Here is an 18,288-nt window from a genome sequence, read left to right on the forward strand (position 1 = left end):
TCGATGGGCGCCGACTCGGCAACGGACGATCCGGTGGTCATCGTCGGGATGGCGGTCGAGGCCCCCGGCGATGTGGACGACGCGGACAGCTATTGGCAGCTGCTGTCTGCCGGGCGAGAGGCGCTCGGCGCGTTCCCCGAGGACCGCGGCTGGGCCGTGCGCGACCTGCTCGCGGGCTCGCGCCGCGACGGGTTCAAGCGCATCCACAACCGTGGCGGATTCCTGACCGGCGCAGCGCTTTTCGACCCCTCGTTCTTCGGCATCTCGCCGCGCGAGGCGGTGGCGATGGACCCGCAGCAGCGCGTCGCGCTGCGCGTGACATGGCGGGCGCTGGAGAACGCCGGCATCAACCCCGATGATCTGGCCGGGCACGACGTCGGCTGCTACATCGGCGCCTCGGGCACCGGATACGGCCCCGATCTCGCCGAATACTCCGACCTGAGTGGGCATCTGATCACCGGGACGTCGCTGGGCGTGATCTCCGGACGAATCGGTTACCTGCTGGGCCTCGACGGCCCGGCGCTGACGATCGACACGTCGTGCTCATCGGCGCTGACCGCGTTCCACACCGCGGTGCAGGCACTGCGCTCGGGTGACTGCAGCATGGCGCTCGCCGGCGGGGTGTGCGTGATGGGGTCGCCGGGATACTTCGTCGAATTCGCCAAACAGCACGCCCTCTCCGACGACGGGCACTGCCGGCCGTACAGCGCGCAGGCCAGCGGCACCGTCTGGGCCGAAGGCGCCGGCATGTTCGTGCTGGCACGAAAGTCGGTGGCGCAGCGGAGCGGTCACCGCGTGCTCGCGGAGGTCCGGGCCAGCTGCCTCAACCAGGACGGCCGCAGCACCGGCCTGACCGCGCCGAGCGGGCCGGCGCAGGCGCGGCTGTTCGCCCGCGCGCTCGATCTAGCCGGTGCCCGGCCCGACCAGATCGGGATGATCGAAGGCCACGGCACCGGAACCAAACTCGGGGACCGCACCGAATTGAACTCGCTGGCGCAGACCTACGGTGCCACCGCACCCGGCCGGGGCGCGGTCCTCGGTTCGGTGAAATCCAACGTCGGACACAGCCAGGCCGCCGCCGGTGCGCTGGGACTGGCCAAGGTCCTCGTGTCGGCCGAGCACGCCACCATCCCGGCAAGCCTGCACACCGCGCAGGCCAGCGCCGAAATCGACTGGAGCGCACAGGGATTACGGCTCGCGACCGACCACACCCCATGGCCCGCCGTCGGTGGTGAGCGCCTTGCCGCGGTCTCGGCGTTCGGCATGAGCGGCACCAACGCGCACGTCGTCGTCGCGATGCCGGAGGGATTGGTGGCGTGATGAGCCTTTCGCACTTTCCCGACGGCCGCGTCCCCGTCCTGCTCAGCGCGCACACCGAGGAGCTGCTGGCCGCTGAGGCGACCGGCGTCGCCGACTACCTGGACCGGCATGGTGCCGTGGGCCTGGGCGCGGTGGCCGCGATGCTGCTGCGGCTGCGCCGTCGCCGGCGGTTCCGGGCCGTGGTCCGGGCCCATGACGCCGCCGAGTTGGCCGCCGCACTGCGGGCACTGGCGGCGGGGGAGGAGCATCCCCTGGTGGCCGTCTCCGCGCGGACCACAGCGCCCCGGACGGCCTTCGTGTTCCCGGGTAACGGCGGCCAGTGGCCGTCGATGGGCACCGATGCATACCGGCAGCTGCCGGTGTACCGCGCCGCGGCCGACCGCTGCGCCGCCGCATTCGTCGCCGCGGGCATCGACTCGCCGCTGGCCTTCCTGGTCGACCCGGGCGACCGCGAGTGGACGCAAATTCACAGTCAGAGCGCGCAGTTCACGCACGCCGTCGGTCTCACGGCGGTGTGGCGGGCACTGGGCATCGAGCCCGACGTCACGCTGGGGCACAGCCTCGGTGAGATCGCCGCGGCGTATGTCGCCGGGGCCATCACACTGGACGAGGCCGTCGCCGTCGTCATCGCCCGGGCCGGGGCACTCGACAGCCTGGCCGGTGAATTCGGCGCCGCGAGCCTGGGGATGAGCGTCGACGAAGCGCAGCAGGTGGTTTCGGACGCCGCCGGGTGGATGGAACTGTCCGTGGTCAACTCGTCGGCATCGGTCGTGGTGTCCGGCGAGCGCACCGCCGTCGCCGACCTGGTGTCCGACCTGCAATCGCGCGGCCGCTTCGCGCGCGTCATCGCCATGAGCTTCCCGGCGCACACCAGTGCCCTGGATCCGCTGCGCGCACAACTGCTTTCCGGCGTGCCGAAGACACAGTTCGGTGCCGGCGCGGTGCCGTTCATCGGATCGGTGACCGGCGCGGCAGTCGAGGCGGGCACCGAATTCGGTGAGTACTGGTACCAGAACCTGCGGAACACCGTGCGGTTCGACCGGGCCGCCGCCGCAGCGCGGGACAGTGGCGTCGAGGCCTTCGTCGAGATGTCGGCGCACCCGGCGCTGCTGCACGCGCTCGCCGATACCGATGCGCCGCTGACAGTCGGCTCGGGACGCCGCGACGAGGCGCTGCCCGACGTGCTGTCCGACAACATCGCCACGGTGGCCGTGTCCGACCCCGATTACGACTGGGCCGGGCACATCGAGCCGTATCAACCCCTGCTGCGCGGATTTCCGCATGCCCCCATGGCGGCGATGCACCTCTGGGCGACTCCCGAACCGCTGCCGCCGGTGGCCGGCCTGACGGTCGGTGCCGAGCAGTGGCTGCCCCAGCCGGACGAGACCGTGCCGCTGATCATCCGGCGCGCTGCCGTGGTCGAACTGGCGGGACCGCGCGGCGAGCTCGCCGACCAGCTGCGCGACGGCGTGCGGGCCAACCTCGGCACGGTGCTGGTCGAGCCCGTCGACGCCGATCTGCTCATCGTCGTCGCACCGATGCTCGACCACCCCGACGCCGAAGCGGCGGCCACCGACCTCGCCGAGCTGATCGGCGGCGGGCTGTGTGACTACCCGAATGCCATTGGGCCGCAATGCGCCGACGTGTGGCTGGTCACCGTCGGCGGCCAGCACGTGCGCGACGACGAGCCGGTGGCGCTGCCGGCCCAGGCGGCCCTCGCCGCCATGCACCGCAGCATCGGCTTCGACCATCCGGACCAGTCCTTCCGGCACCTCGACCTGGCATCCTGGGAACTCGACGCACCGGCGGCCACCGCCGTCATCGAGACCATGCTGGGCACCGGAACCGAAGTGGCGCTGCGTGATTCGCAGCAGTACCGCCGCGGTCTGCAAGCCCTGCCGGACGCCGACGCACCGCCGCCCGGGCTCCTCGACAACGTGGTGATCACCGGCGGCAACGGCGCCGTCGGGCTGCATTTCGCGCGGACCCTCGCCGCCGCGGGCGCCCGCCGCATCGTGCTGGTGAGCCGCAGCGGCACCGGCGCGCAGCAACTGGCCGGCCTCGACGGCACCGACGTGGTGTCGGTGCAGTGCGACATCACGTCGCCCGAACAGCTTTCGGCCGCCGCGGCCGCCCACGGCGGTGACGGTGCGACGCTCGTGGTCCATGCAGCCGGTGCGGCGGTGTTCGGCACCGAGGTCGGTGCGGACGAATTCATCACCACCGCGGCCGCGAAGGTCGGCGGTCTGGCCCGGCTGGCCGAGTACTGGCCGCTGCGTCCGGACGCCCGAATCCTGGTGTGCTCGTCCGTGTCCGGACTGTGGGGCGGGCTCGGTCATGTCGCGTACGCGGCCGTCAACCGCATGCAGGACGTGCTGGCCGGGCAGTTCCGCGCCAAGGGTCTCGACTGTGTCGCCGTGCGGTGGGGACTGTGGCCGGGTGCCGGTATCGTCGGGGCCGACGAAGTGGCGCGCATCGAGCGCGCCGGACTGCGGGAGATGGATCCCGACATCGCGATCGAGGCGGCTCTCGGAACCCAGGCGCCCGCACCGCTGATCTTCAGCGCGGACGCCGAGCGGCTGGCGACGCTGCTCGGCGCTGCGCCACTGGCCGCGGAACCCGCTGCACTGCAGCATGTTCCGGCGACCCTCGGAGCCGGTGCCGACGCCGCGGACGTCGTCCGGCACGAACTTTCGGCAGTGCTCAAACTGGGCGACCCCGCTGCCATCGACCTGACCGCGGCCCTGTTCGACCTGGGCCTGGATTCGCTGCTGGCACTGGACCTGCGCAAGCGACTGCGCCGGGGCACCGGCCGATCCGTGCCGCTGGCCGGGCTGCTCAGCGGCATCACCGGTATCGAACTGGTGGATTTGCTAACCGACAGAACAGAAAAGGTGGAGAGCTAGCGTGACCGAGACCGACATCGGGGCACTGCGCACGCGAGGAGCAAACGGGGCAGACGACGCGCGCCTGGAGCTGTTGCGGCGCAAGCTGGCCGAGCGCGGCCTGCAGTCCCAGAACGGCACGCAGTCGAGCGATGGCGGCCCCGTCGTGCCGGTGCTGTCCGACGGCCAGCGCCGGATGTGGTTCGTGCAGACCGCCGACCCTGCCGGCGCACTGCTCAATGTCTGTGTGTCCTTTGCGATCACCGGTGCGCTGGACCACGAGCGCCTGCGGGACGCGGTGAACGCGGTGGCCCGCCGCCACCCGGTCCTGCGCACCACGTACCGGGCCGATGCGACGGGCGAACCCGGGCTGACGGTCCACGACGAACTGGCGCCCGGCTGGAGCACGCACGACCTCAGCGACCTCTCCGAAGCGTCGCGCGCCCTGCGGCTCGAAGTGCTGGCACAGCGGGAGTTCGGCACGCCGTTCCAGCTCGACACCGAATCACCCTTGCGGATCAGCCTGATCCGCACCGGGGCCGACGAGCACATCATGCTGCTCACCGCACACCACATCGCCTGGGACGACGCCTCGTGGCAGGTGTTCTTCAGCGATCTCACGCGGGCCTACGAGGGCGAGCAGCTGGCCGAGGTGATTCCGGCCGCGGTGCCCGCCGACGACCACACCGAGGAACTCGAGTACTGGCGCTCGGTGCTCGCCGATCCGCCTGAGCCCCTGGAGCTCCCGGGTGCGCACGGCTCCCTCGTGCCGACCGGTCACCGCTCGCAGCGGGTCACCCGGCGCATCGACGCCGACACCGTGGCCCGGATTTCCGAGCTGGCGCGCCAGACGGGCTCCACCCCCTACACCGTGCTGCTGGCGGCGTTCGGGACCTTGCTGCACCGCTACACCCACGCCGACGACGTCCTGGTCGCCACGCCGGTCCTCAACCGCAGCGGTGGCACCGAGGAGGCGCTGGGGTACTACGGCAACACCGTGGCGCTGCGGCTGCGCCCCGACGCCCGGCAGAGCTTCGGGGAGTTCGTCAGCCATGCCAAGGACACCACCCAGGGGGCCTTCGCCCATCAGCAGATCAACCTGGATCGCGTGGTACGCGAGCTGAACCCGGACCGCCGGCACGGTGTGGAGCGGTTGGCCCGGGTCTCCTTCGGCGCCCGCGAGGCCGACGGCCGGGGCTTCTGCCCGTCCGGGATCACCTGCCGCCGGGCCGAGTACCGGGGTCACCAGACCCAGTTGCCGCTGGGCTTCATGGTGGAATTCGACGACGCCGGGGCAATCGTCGAGGCGGAGTACCTGACCGAGATCCTCGACGCCACACTGGCCGACCAGATGCTGCGGCACTACGCGGTGCTGCTGGAATCCGCGCTGACCGACCCGGGCCGGGCCCTCGCCGAGCTGGACCTGATGGACGAGCACGACGCCGACTGGCTGCGCCGGATGGCCACCGGCGAGCAGTTCAGCACCCCGGACACGACGCTGGCCGCGCTGATCGAAGCCCAGGCCGAACGCACCCCGGACTCGGTCGCCGTCGCGTACGAGGGCCGGTACTACACCTACCGCGAGCTCAACGCCGAGGCGAACCGGTTGGCACACTGGCTGATCGGGCAGGGCATCGGTACCGAGGACCGCGTCGCGGTGCTGCTGGAGAAGTCGCCCGAGCTGGTGATCACGGCGCTGGCCATCGTCAAGGCCGGCGGTGTGTACCTGCCGGTCGACCCGACCTATCCCGAGGACCGGCTGTCGTTCATCCTGAGCGACGGTGACCCGAAACTGGTCATCCGCGAGCCGATCACCGACCTCGACGGCCTGCGGGACGACAACCCGACCGATGCCGATCGGATTCGGCCGCTCACGGCGGCCAACACCGCCTACCTGATCTACACGTCAGGTTCGACGGGGCTGCCCAAGGGCGTGCCGGTGCCGCACCGTCCGGTCGCCGAGTACTTCGTGTGGTTCGTCGACGAGTACCAGATCGACGCCGACGAACGCCTGCTGCAGGTGGCCTCGCCGAGCTTCGACGTGTCCATCGCCGAGGTGTTCGGCATGCTGGCCTGCGGTGCGCGCCTGGTCATTCCGCGCCCGGGCGGGCTCAACGACATCGGGTACCTGACCGAACTGCTGCGCACCGAAGGCATCACCTCGATGCACTTCGTGCCGTCGCTGCTGGGGCTGTTCCTGTCCCTGCCCGGCGTCAACGAATGGCGCAGCCTCAAGCGGGTGCCGATCGGCGGCGAAGCGCTGCCGGGCGAGGTCGCCGACAAATTCCACGCCACGTTCGACGCGCTGCTGCACAACTTCTACGGGCCGACCGAGACCGTCATCAACGCCAGCCGGTACCGCGTCGAGGGCACGCAGGGCACGCGCATCGTGCCGATCGGCAAGCCGAAGATCAACACGCAGATGCACCTGCTGGACGACGCGTTGCGCCCCGTCCCGGTCGGCGTCATCGGTGAGATCTACATCGGCGGAACCCATGTCGCGCACGGTTACCACCAGCGCCCCGGCCTGACCGCCGAGCGTTTCGTCGCCGACCCGTTCACCCCGGGCGGTCGGCTGTACCGCTCCGGCGACCTGGCCCGGCTCAATGCCGACGGTGACATCGAGTTCGTCGGCCGCGCCGACGAGCAGGTCAAGATCCGCGGCTTCCGCATCGAACTCGGTGAGATCGCCGCCGCCATCGCGGTGGATCCCAGCGTCGGCCAGGCGGTCGTCGTGGCGAGCGATCTCCCCGGGCTGGGCAAGAGCCTCGTCGGCTATCTCACCCCGGCCGAGCGCGGCGACCTGGAATCGGTCGACGTGCCACGGATCAAGGCGCGGGTGGCGGCAGCGCTGCCCGAGTACATGGTGCCGGCCGGGTACGTCGTGCTCGACGAAATCCCGATCACCGCGCACGGCAAGATCGACCGCCGCGCGCTGCCTGATCCGGACATCCAGTCCCGCACCGCATTCCGGGAACTGACGACCGACACCGAGCGGAAGGTTGCCGAGCTGTTCGCCGACCTGCTCGGCGTCGAGCAGGTCGGTGCCGACGACTCCTTCTTCGAACTCGGCGGACACTCGCTGCTGGCCACCAAGCTGGTCGCGGCGATCCGGGCGCGGTGCAACGCCGACATCGGGGTGCGTGAGGTGTTCGAGTTGGGCACCGTGGCCGAGATCGCCGCGCGGGTCGACACCGGCGCGCCGCGCAACCGGCCGCCGCTGCTCGCCATCGAGCACACCGGCCCGCGCCAGATGTCGGCATCGCAGCTGCGCCAATGGTTCCAGTACCGCATCGACGGTCCCGGACCGGTCAACAACATCCCGTTCGCGGCCCGGATCACCGGACCATGTGACGTCGACGCCTTCGTCGCGGCGCTCGGTGACCTGGTCGAGCGGCACGAGGTGCTGCGCACCACGTACACCGAAATCGACGGCGTGCCATACCAGGTCGTGAACGACCCGGCGCCGCTGCCGGTGCGCCGCGCGCGCGGCGCCGACGAGGAGTGGCTGCAGGCCGAACTCGACGCGGAACGTCGCTACGTGTTCGACCTGGAAGCTCAGTGGCCGATCCGGGCTGCGGTGCTGTCCATCCCCGGGCAGCACGTGTTGTCGATCATGGTGCACCACATCGCCGCCGACCACTGGTCGGCCGGCGTGCTGTTCACCGACCTGGTCACCGCCTACCGGGCGCGCCTCGAGCAGCGGGCGCCCGAGTTCGCGCCGCTGCCGGTGCAGTACTCGGATTACGCGGCCTGGCAGGCCACCCTGCTGGCCGACGAGTCGGGAACGCTCGCCGCGCAACGGGACTACTGGCGCAGCCAGCTGGCCGAACCGCCCGCCGACCCGGGTCTGCGTCCCGATTTCACGCGGCCACCGGTGCTCTCGGGTGAGGGCGCGTCGGTGCCGTTCGTCGTCGACCCAGAGGTGCGGACCAAGCTGACCGCGCTGACCCGAGAACTCGGTATCACCGACTTCATGCTGCTGCAGTCCGCGGTGGCGGTGGCGCTCGCGAAATCGGGTGAGGGGCTGGATATTCCGCTCGGCACCCCGGTGGCCGGGCGTACCGAGGCCGAACTCGACGCACTGGTCGGCTTCTTCATCAACATCCTGGTCCTGCGCAACGACCTGAGCGGGGATCCGACACTGCGCGAGATTCTGGTCCGGTCCCGCGACACCGCACTGGCCGCCTACGCGCACCAGGACCTGCCGTTCGATCACGTCGTCGACGCGGTGAGCCCGGCCCGGTCGCTGTCACGCAACCCGCTGTTCGGTGTCGTCGTGCACGTGCGCGAGGACCTGCCCACCGACCACGTCATCGATTCCCGGGCCGACGGCGACACCACGTTCACCGCGCTCGAGCCGACGTTCGACGTGGCGCACGCGGACCTGTCGGTGAATTTCTTTGCCACCCAGGACAGTTACCGTGGCCACCTGATCTACCGCACCGATCTGTACACGGCGGAGACCGCGCAGCGGCTCGCCGACCGGTTGGTCCGGGTGATCACGGGCATCGCCGAGGACGCCGATCAGCGGCTGCGGGACCTGCGGGTCGACGAAGCCGTCCGAGGCAACGACGGGGTGCAGGTGCTCGATGAGTGGCAGCAGCCCGTGGGCGTCGGCGTGGTGGGCGACATCTACCAGGAGTCGGCACCCACCGGCGAACGCGGCAGGTGGCTGGCCGACGGACAGCTCGAGCGCATCGAGGCCGTCCAGTTGCGCGCCGTGCGCACCGGGTCGGCGGTGGCAGAGCCCGCGCGTACCGACACCGAACGCGCCCTCATCACCCTGCTGACCGAGGTGCTCGACGCCGAAGGCGAGATCGGCCGGGGCGACGACTATTTCAGCCTGGGCGGCGACAGCATCAAGGCGGTCCAGCTGGCGGCGCGGGGCCGCGACGCGGGCATGAAGCTGACGGCCCGCATGGTCTTCGAGTACCCGACGGTGCACGAGCTGGCCGCGGCGATCGACGCCCGGTCGTCGGCGGAAACCCAAGGGGCACCAGGTGAGGACCGCGAACACGCGCCGATGACGGTCTCGGGCCTGTCGGCCGACGAACTCGCCGAGCTGACCGCATCGTTCGCGTCATCGTGGAACGCACCGCAGGAGCCGCAGTGACAACGGTGCAGCCGGCGCCGGTCATCGAGGACGTCCTGGCGCTCAGCCCGCTGCAGCAGGGGCTGTACTCGATGGCGCAACTCGATCAGGCGGACGACCCGTATCTGATCGCGATGTCCGCCGACATCGACGGCGACGTGGATGCGGCGCTGCTGCGGGACTGCGCGGCCGCATTGCTGGTGCGTCACCCCAACCTGCGGGCCAGCTTCGTGCAGGCCGGAGCCCGCACGGTGCAGGTGATCCCGAGTGCGGTCGACCTGCCGTGGCGGCAGCTGACCGCCGCGTCGCCCGATGCCGCCGATGACCTCGAAGCGCAGGAACGGCGCCGGCCCTTCAGCCTGGAGCGCGGCCCGGCGATCCGGTTCCTGCTCATCGAAATGCCGCAGCAGCGTTGGCGTTTCGCGGTCGTCGCGCACCACATCGTCATCGACGGGTGGTCGCTGCCGTTGTTCGTCGGTGAACTGCTCGCGCTGTATGCCGCCGGCGGCGACATCTCCGTGCTGCCTGCCGCGCCACGCCCGTACCGCGACTACATCGGCTGGCTCGCGGCCCGTGACCCCGAGGCCAGCCGCGGGCTGTGGCGGCAACACCTGGCCGGGCTCGACGGCCCCACGATGCTGGCTCCGGCCCTCGGCTCCGGTGAACTCGGCGACGACCTGCCGCACACCACCGAGATCAAGGCACCCCGAGACGAGACGCACCGTCTGGTCGAGGCCGCGCGGGCCCGCGGTGTCACGCTCAACACCCTCACCCAGATGGCCTGGGCGGCAATCCTGTCGGTGCTCACTGACCGCCGCGACGTCGTCTTCGGCGTCACGGTCTCGGGCCGGCCGGGCGAGCTCGCCGGCGTCGAGACCATGGTCGGTCTCTTCATCAACACCGTGCCGCTGCGAGTTCGCCTGGACCCGCAGCGCCGCGTCGGCGAGCAGTGCCTGGCCCTGCAGCGGGACGCCGCCGAGCTGCGCGAGCACAGCTACCTGTCGCACACCGAACTGCGCTCGCTCGGCGGTGTCGGCGAACTGTTCGACAGCCTCCTGGTCTATGAGAACTTCCCGCCGGGCGGCCTCGTCGGCAGTGGCGAATTCGACGTCCGCGGAGCCACATTCCGGCCCCGGGCACTGCAGAGCCTGGCGCACTTCCCGGTCACTGTCGCAGCGCACCTGACCGATGGCGAACTGACCGTCCTGGTCGAGACGAAAGACGGTGCCACCGGGCTCGTGCCACCGGAGAGCCTCGGCCGGCAGGTGCTCGCGGTGATGCAGCGCCTCGTCGACGGTTGGGACCGCCCGTTGCGCGACGTCGGTATCCATCTCGCCGCGCCCACGGTGGCAGCACATCCCGCCAGTACCGAAACCGGTGGCATCCATGAGAAGTTCACCACTACCGCGCGCAGCAAGCCGGGTTCGGTGGCACTGAGCTATGACGGCGGCGCGCTGACCTTCCGCGGTCTCGACGAGGCGTCCGACCGCGTCGCCACCGAACTGCGGCGCCGCGGCGTCGAGACCGAGACGCCGGTGCCGGTGCTGTTGCGCCGGGGACCCGACTACGTGGTGGCGATGCTCGGCGTGCTCAAGGCCGGTGGGTTGGTCGTGCCGCTGGATCCGTCGATGCCCGCCGACCGGATCGAGGAGATCCTCGGCCAGACCAATGCGTCGGTGGTCGTGGACGACGCCCTGCTGGCGGCTGCGGGCAACCACCCCGCCGGCGAATTCACGCCGCTGCCAATACATCCCGGCCAGGGCGCCTACATCGTGTTCACGTCGGGTACCACCGGCAAGCCCAAGGGCGTCATCGGTACCCATGACGCGGTGCTGGCCTATGCCGCAGACCATGCCGCCCGGGTGCTGCGGCCCGCGGTGGCGAAAGCCGGTCGGCCACTTCGGGTTGCGCACGCCTGGTCGTTCACGTTCGACGCGGCCTGGCAGCCGCTGGCCGCGCTGCTGGACGGCCACGGTCTGCACATCGTCGGTGACGAGGTGCAGCGTGATGCCGAGGCACTGGTGGCGACCATCGGGCAGTACGGCGTCGACCTGATCGACACCACACCGTCGATGTTCACGCAGCTGCAGGCCGAAGGTCTCCTGACGACGGTGCCGCTGACCGCGCTGGCGCTGGGCGGCGAAGCCGTCGACCCGAACGCGTGGGCGGCCATCCGCAACGAGTGCGACCGCACCGGCATGTCGGCCTACAACTGTTACGGCCCAACCGAAACCACGGTCGAAGCCGTCGTGGCCGCATTCACCGAGCACGGCACCCCCTCGATCGGGCACCCGACCACAGCGACGCGCGCCTACGTCCTCGACGCCTGGCTGCGCCCGGTGCCGGACGGCGTCACCGGTGAGCTCTACCTGGCCGGTGGACAGCTCACGCGCGGCTATCTGGGCCGCGCCGCCGAGACCGCCGCGCGATTCGTCGCCGACCCATTCGTGGCCGGCGCGCGGATGTACCGCACCGGCGACGTGGTGCGCCGCGACCCCGGCACCGGTGGCCTGCAATTCCAGGGGCGGTCCGACGATCAGGTGAAGATTCGCGGATTCCGGGTGGAACCCGGTGAGGTCGCCGCGGTCCTGCACGCGCACCCGGGTGTGCGGCATGCGCACGTCACCGTCCGGCGGCACGGCAGCGGGCCGCGGTTGGTCGCGTACGTCGCCGGGGCGGCAGGGGCCACCGAGTTGCGGCGCATGCTGGCGGCCCGGCTGCCCAGATACCTGGTGCCGCACCACATCATCGCCGTGGACGAGATTCCGCTGACGGTCAACGGCAAAGTGGACGACGCGGCACTGGCCGCGATCGATGCTGCCGCCGGCACCGGGCAGGCGGCGGCGCCGGCGACCGCAACGGAACTGGCCGTGGCCGAGTTGTTCGCCGACGTGCTGGAGGTGGCCGATCCGGCCGGACTCGACGTCACCGCCGATTTCCTCGATCTGGGGCTCGACAGCATCGTCGCGCTGTCGGTGGTCCAGGCCGCGCGCCGCCGCGGCCTGGCGCTGCGTGCGCGGATGATGCTGGACTGCAGCAGCATTCGCGAACTGGCCGACGAACTGGACGCCGAGGACGAATTGGCCGCGACGGCGGTCGAGGAGGCGGGCCCGGTACCCGTGCTGCCCAACGTGCATTGGCTGTATCAGTACGGCGACGGCCGCCGCCTGGCCCAGACCCAGGCGGTGCGGCTACCGGATGCCATCACCGCCGAGCACCTGACCACGTTGCTGCACAGCGTCATTGCCGCGCACCCGGCCCTGCGAAGCCGCTTGGACCGGGCCACCATGACTCTGGTCGACCATCCGGTGGGCGACGTCCTGTCCGAGGTCACCGTCGACGGTGACGTCGTGGCCGCGGTGGCCGAGCAGACCGATCTCGCGGTCGAACGCCTCGATCCCGAGCAGGGGCGCCTGCTGCAGGCGGTGCTGCTGAACACCACGTCCAGCGGCAAGGTGCTGGTCCTCAGTGCTCACGTGCTGGCTGTCGACCCGGCATCCTGGCGAATTGTGCTCGGCGAGTTGGAGAATGGCTGGCACGCGCTGGCCTCCGGTGCCCGGCCCGCAGTCATCCGCGAGCACACCAGCTACCGGGCCTGGTCACGGCTGGTCGCCGAACGGGCGCAGCGCCTCGACACCGTGGACTTCTGGGAGGCACAGGTCGCCGGCCCGGATCCCGCGCTCGGCCGTCGCCGCGTGCAGCCCGAGACCGACTGTGCCGCAGACGTGGTGGTCGCCATGTCGATCATCGACACCGACCTGACGGCGCGCGTACTGGGGGCCGGCCGGCCGGTCACCGATCTGCTGGCCGCGGCGACCGCGCGCACCATCACCCGGTGGCGGCAGCGTCGCGGCCAGGACACCCCGGCGCCGCTGGTGGCGCTGGAGACCCATGGCCGCGCGGACACCGTCGTCGCCGGTGCTGACGTCGACACCGGCGACACCGTCGGACTGTTCAGCGCCATCTACCCGGTGCGTATCAGTTCCGAAGCGCCACAACAGGTCAGCGCCGAGATCGCCGCGGTCCCCGGCCACGGCATCGACTTCGGGCTGCTGCGGTATCTGCGCGCGGACACCGCGGAGCGGTTGGCGGCCTACCCGGAACCACAGGTGCTGCTGAACTATCTGGGCCGGGTACACCTCGGGGCGAGTGGGGCCGCACTGCAGCTCGACGGTGCGCTCCTGGCCGGTGCGTCACCGGTGCCCGAACCGAACTACGCGGTGCACCACGACCTGACCCTCCTGGCGGGAATCATCGACCATGACGGCACCGCGGCGCTCGGTGTCCAATGGCGCACGGTGCCAGACATTTTCAGCGCAGACGACATTGCCGAATTGCAACAGCTGTGGGAATCACAGCTCAGGGAAGTGATGAAATGACCGACACCCGAAATACCCTGGCCGTCATCGGCGCCGGCGCCAAGGCGGTCGCCGTGGCCGCCAAGGCCGCCGAGCTGCGGGCCATGGGCGTGGACGCGCCCGACGTCATCGCGGTGGAGCGCCTGGGCGTCGGCGCCAACTGGCAGGCCGCAGGCGGCTGGACCGACGGCCGGCACCGGCTGGGCACCGGCCCGGAAAAAGACGTCGGCTTCCCGTACCGGTCGGCGCTCGTGCCGCGCCGCAACGTCGAACTCGACGAACGGATGATGCGGCACAGCTGGCAGTCGTACCTGATCTCGACGGGACAGTTCGCCGAGTGGATCGACCGCGGCCGGCCCGCACCCACCCACCGGCGCTGGAGCCAGTACCTGGCGTGGGTCGCGGAAAGCGTTGCCATGCAGGTGGTCACGGGTGAGGTCACGAAGCTGTCGGTCGACGGCGACCAGTGGGTGCTGCACTGCCGCGATCAGCAGGTGCGCGCCGACGGCGTGATGATCACCGGGCCGGGACAGGCCGAGCGGTCCATCCTGCCGGGGCATCCGCGGGTGCTGTCGATCGCTCAGTTCTGGCACCGCGTCGCCCAGGACGAGCGCATCAACGCCGAGCGGGTCGCCGTCATCGGCGGTGGGGAAACCGCCGCCACCATGCTCGACGAGCTGTTCTCGCACCGGGTTTCGACCATCACGGTGATCTCCCCGGGCGTCACGCTGTTCACCCGCGGCGAGGGCTACTTCGAGAACACCCTGTTCTCCGACCCCACGGGCTGGGCCGGGCTCAGCATCTCCGAGCGCCGAGATGCCATGGCCCGCACCGACCGTGGCGTGTTCTCCGCCCGCGTCCAGGACTCACTGCTGGCCGACGACCGCATCCGGCACCTGCGCGGCCGCGTCGCCCATGCCGTGCCCCGCGAAGACCGGATCCGGTTGACCCTGCAGACCGAACGCGACTCCGGCTGCCTGGAGACGGTGCACGGCTTCGATCTGGTGATCGACGGTTCCGGCGCCGATTCGATGTGGTTCGCGCCGCTGTTGAGCCAGGACGCGTTGGACGTGCTGGAGCTCGGTATCGGTGCGCCGCTGTCGGCCGACTCCCTGCAGCGGTCCATCGGCTACGACCTCGCCGTCAGCGGCGTCACACCGAAGTTGTTCCTGCCCAGTCTGTCCTGGCTCACGCAGGGCCCCGGATTCCCCAACCTCAGCTGCCTCGGTCTGCTCAGCGACCGCGTGCTGGGGGCCGAATATGCCACACCATCCGTGAGGAGAAGCGATGAGCAGCAATCCGTTCGATGACGACAGCGGCGCGTTCTACGTCCTGATCAACGACGAAGAGCAGCACAGCCTGTGGCCGGTGTTCGCCGACGTGCCCGCCGGCTGGCGGGTCGTGTTCGGTGAGAGCACGCGCGCCGACTGCCTGGCCTACGTCGAAGAGACCTGGACCGACATCCGGCCGAAGACGCTGCGGGAGACCCTGGCCGGCTGAGCCGGGGTAAAGTCGCGGAAGCCAGAGCTGACCAGGGGGAGTGCAGCAATGACGTATCCGGATCCGCGGTATCCGCAGCAACAACCGCCGGCGGGGTCGTATCCGCAAGGCCATCCCGCCAGGCATGGGTACGGATATCCGCCGGCCGGCGACCCGTACCCCCAGCAGCCATACGTCCCACAGCAACCGCCCGAGCCGAAGAGCAATGGCAACTCCGCGGGCTGGCACGCCGCGAGCATCGCGATGGCCACGTTGTTCCGTGGCACCTACCGGCTGGGTGGCGACGCCCGCAGCCGCGTCGTCACAGCGCTGATGTGCCTGGGCATCGGGCTCGTCGCGCTGGTGCTCGTAGTGCTGGTCGGCACGTACCTGCGCTAGCGCACGCTCATTCGCCGGCCGGCGAAAGCTGCTGCGACAGCGGCACATCCATGTCGTACACCCGGGCGTGCAGCACCACCCGGTTCCGCAACGCCGACCGCACCGCACGGTGCAGGCCGTCCTCCAGGTAAATGGTGCCCTGCCAGCGCACGGCATGCGGGAACAGATCGCCGTAGAACGTCGAATCCTCGGACAGCAGCCGGTCCAGGGCGAGCACCGTCGTCGTGGTGACGATTTCGTCGAGACGCAACTGGCGCGGCGGAATCTGGGCCCATTCGCGGTAGCTCAGCCCATGCTCCGGGTAGGGCTTTCCGTCGCGTACCCCTTTGAAAATCATGAGTAGATCACTCTGCAAAGCTCCCCGTGAGCCGAGCGGGTCCGCGGTGACAGCGTCGGCATACAGGTGACCCTAGCGGGTCGACTCGGCGTTTGCCGAGGCATCCGACCACCAGATGCTGCCGAATGACGTCTGTCGACCGCCCGAATCCATCGTCACCGTAAAATGGCGGTGAAACTGGAGGTGACGAATGGGTAGTGCCGACGACCGTCGCTTTGAAGTGCTGCGTGCCATCGTTGCCGACTTCGTCTCCACGAAGGAGCCCATCGGCTCCAAGACGCTTGTCGAGCGCCACAACCTCGGCGTTTCGAGCGCCACGGTGCGCAACGACATGGCTGTGCTGGAGGCGGAGGGCTACATCACGCAGCCACACACCAGCTCGGGCCGGGTGCCCACCGAGAAGGGCTATCGCGAGTTCGTCGACCGGATCGACGACGTCAAGCCGCTGTCGTCCAGCGAGCGCCGGGCCATCCTGAGTTTCCTCGAATCCGGCGTCGACCTGGACGACGTGTTGCGCCGCGCGGTGCGCCTGCTCGCGCAGCTCACCCGGCAGGTCGCCATCGTGCAGTACCCCACCCTGTCGCGCTCCACGGTGCGCCACCTCGAGGTCGTGGCGCTCACCCCGGCCCGGCTGTTGCTGGTGGTCATCACCGATACCGGACGCGTCGACCAGCGCGTCGTCGAGCTCGGCGACGCCATCGGTGAACACGAGCTGTCGCAGCTGCGGGAGCGGCTCGGCGCGGCCCTGGAAGGCAAGCTGTTGTCGGCCGCGTCGGTCGCGGTGGCCGACCTGGCATCGCAGATGGACGGTCACGGCGGCCTGGGCGACGCGGTGGGCCGCGCGGCGACGGTCTTGGTCGAGACGCTGGTCGAGCACCAGGAGGAGCGGCTGTTGCTCGGCGGCACCGCCAACCTGACGCGCAACACCGCCGATTTCGGCGGGTCCCTGCGGTCGGTGCTGGAGGCGCTGGAGGAGCAGGTCGTGGTCCTGCGGTTGCTGGCCGCCCAACAGGAGGCAGGTAAAGTCACGGTACGCATCGGCCACGAAACCGAGGCCGAGCAGATGGCTGGGACGTCCGTCGTGAGCACCGCCTACGGCAGTTTGGGCAAGGTTTACGGCGGCATGGGCGTGGTGGGCCCCACCCGGATGGACTATCCGGGCACCATCGCCAACGTCGCGGCTGTCGCCCGGTACATAGGCGAGGTACTGGGCACCCGGTGAGGGTGCCCAGCAGTTCGAGAGATTAGGCAAGGTTCTTAGGCGTGGCACGCGATTACTACGGCCTGCTCGGCGTGAGCAAGGGCGCCAGCGACTCGGAGATCAAGAAGGCCTACCGCAGGCTGGCCCGGGAGCTGCACCCCGACGTCAATCCCGACGAGGGTGCACAGCAGCGGTTCGCCGAGATCAGCACCGCGTACGAGGTCCTCAGCGACCCGGAGAAGCGGCGCATCGTCGACCTCGGCGGTGATCCCATGGAGAGCGGCGGCGGTGGCGGCGGTGCCGGTGGCTTCGCCGGTTTCGGAGGCCTCGGCGACGTGTTCGAGGCCTTCTTCGGTGGCGGCGCGTCCGCGCGCGGTCCGATCGGCCGCGTGCGCCCGGGCTCGGACTCGCTGCTGCGCCTGCGGCTGAACCTCGAGGAGTGCGCGACAGGCGTCACCAAGCAGGTCACCGTCGACACCGCGGTGCTGTGCGACCTGTGCCAGGGCAAGGGCACGCACGGCAATTCGCAGCCCGCCCGCTGTGATACCTGCCACGGCCAGGGTGAGGTCCAGACGGTCCAGCGCTCGCTGCTCGGGAACGTCATGACATCGCGGCCCTGCCCGGTGTGCGGTGGTGTCGGCGAGGTCATCCCCGACCCGTGTCACCGCTGCGGCGGCGACGGCCGGGTGCGCGCACGGCGCGACGTCAGCGTGAAGATTCCGGCCGGCGTCGGCGAGGGCATGCGGGTGCGCCTGGCGGCCCAGGGCGAGGTCGGCCCGGGCGGTGGCCCCGCCGGCGACCTGTACGTCGAAGTCCACGAGCAGCCTCATGAACTGTTCCTGCGCGACGGCGACGACCTGCACTGCACCGTCTCGGTGCCGATGGTCGACGCCGCGCTGGGCACCACCGTCACCGTCGACGCCATCCTCGATGGGCCCACCGAGATCACCATCGCGCCGGGTACCCAGCCCGGTTCGATCACCACGCTGCGCGGCCACGGTATGCCACACCTGCGGTCCGGGGTCCGCGGCAACCTGCACGCGCACATCGACGTCGTGGTGCCGACGCGGCTCGACAACCGTGACCTCGAACTGCTGCGCAAGTTCAAGGAGCAGCGGTCCCGCGACGTCACCGAGGTGCGCTCGACGCAGGCCGTCGCCGGCGGCGGGGGCGGCCTGTTCAGCCGCCTGCGCGAAACCTTCAGTGGCCGTTAG

10 protein-coding genes are annotated in these 18,288 nt (G+C 70.3%); 9 read left to right on the top strand and 1 reads right to left on the bottom strand.

The window, feature by feature from the left end; translation table 11 throughout:
- The first annotated feature begins 3 nt into the window (after nt 1-3).
- Genes ACJH7A_RS00640 through ACJH7A_RS00670 form a run of 7 tightly spaced genes read left to right on the top strand, consistent with a single transcriptional unit; the run spans nt 4 to nt 15,536 of the window.
- Nucleotides 4-1,320 carry a polyketide synthase gene (locus tag ACJH7A_RS00640; protein ID WP_212814889.1) on the top strand — a complete coding sequence of 439 codons (1,317 nt, stop codon included), beginning with the start codon at nt 4-6 and terminating at the stop codon, nt 1,318-1,320.
- Nucleotides 1,320-4,226, top strand: coding sequence for a mycobactin polyketide synthase MbtD (mbtD, locus tag ACJH7A_RS00645; protein ID WP_212812255.1), 2,907 nt, complete (start codon nt 1,320-1,322; stop codon nt 4,224-4,226). Before ACJH7A_RS00640 ends, mbtD begins: the two co-directional genes overlap by 1 nt.
- A 1-nt stretch (nt 4,227) precedes the next feature.
- Entirely contained in the window at nt 4,228-9,321 is a 5,094-nt protein-coding gene (locus tag ACJH7A_RS00650) for a non-ribosomal peptide synthetase (RefSeq protein WP_305798715.1), read from the top strand.
- The gene (locus ACJH7A_RS00655; protein WP_212812254.1) at nt 9,318-13,679 is read left to right on the top strand and encodes a non-ribosomal peptide synthetase; all 4,362 of its coding nucleotides are present in this window, start codon (nt 9,318-9,320) and stop codon (nt 13,677-13,679) included. Before ACJH7A_RS00650 ends, ACJH7A_RS00655 begins: the two co-directional genes overlap by 4 nt.
- Nucleotides 13,676-14,968 (top strand): SidA/IucD/PvdA family monooxygenase, encoded by a 1,293-nt coding sequence (mbtG, locus tag ACJH7A_RS00660; RefSeq protein ID WP_212812253.1) that lies wholly within the window; start codon nt 13,676-13,678, stop codon nt 14,966-14,968. The genes ACJH7A_RS00655 and mbtG overlap by 4 nt, the downstream gene beginning before the upstream one ends.
- Nucleotides 14,946-15,158: an MbtH family protein gene (locus tag ACJH7A_RS00665; protein WP_318985311.1), complete on the top strand. Its 213-nt coding sequence runs from the start codon at nt 14,946-14,948 to the stop codon at nt 15,156-15,158. Before mbtG ends, ACJH7A_RS00665 begins: the two co-directional genes overlap by 23 nt.
- Before the next feature lie 48 nt (nt 15,159-15,206).
- Nucleotides 15,207-15,536 (top strand): hypothetical protein, encoded by a 330-nt coding sequence (locus ACJH7A_RS00670; RefSeq protein WP_318985310.1) that lies wholly within the window; start codon nt 15,207-15,209, stop codon nt 15,534-15,536.
- Between the two features lie 7 nt (nt 15,537-15,543).
- On the opposite strand, the gene ACJH7A_RS00675 is transcribed toward ACJH7A_RS00670, so the two are convergent.
- Nucleotides 15,544-15,873 (bottom strand): type II toxin-antitoxin system VapB family antitoxin, encoded by a 330-nt coding sequence (locus ACJH7A_RS00675; RefSeq protein ID WP_064860908.1) that lies wholly within the window; start codon nt 15,871-15,873, stop codon nt 15,544-15,546.
- Nucleotides 15,874-16,063: 190 nt separating this feature from the next.
- On the opposite strand from ACJH7A_RS00675, the gene hrcA reads away from it, so the two are divergent.
- Both hrcA and dnaJ read left to right on the top strand, forming a co-directional pair.
- Nucleotides 16,064-17,095 (top strand): heat-inducible transcriptional repressor HrcA, encoded by a 1,032-nt coding sequence (gene hrcA, locus ACJH7A_RS00680; protein WP_212812251.1) that lies wholly within the window; start codon nt 16,064-16,066, stop codon nt 17,093-17,095.
- Between the two features lie 41 nt (nt 17,096-17,136).
- The gene (dnaJ, locus tag ACJH7A_RS00685) at nt 17,137-18,288 is read left to right on the top strand and encodes a molecular chaperone DnaJ (RefSeq protein ID WP_212812250.1); all 1,152 of its coding nucleotides are present in this window, start codon (nt 17,137-17,139) and stop codon (nt 18,286-18,288) included.

This window comes from Mycobacterium sp. SMC-17 (assembly GCF_045310915.1).
GTDB lineage: Bacteria > Actinomycetota > Actinomycetes > Mycobacteriales > Mycobacteriaceae > Mycobacterium.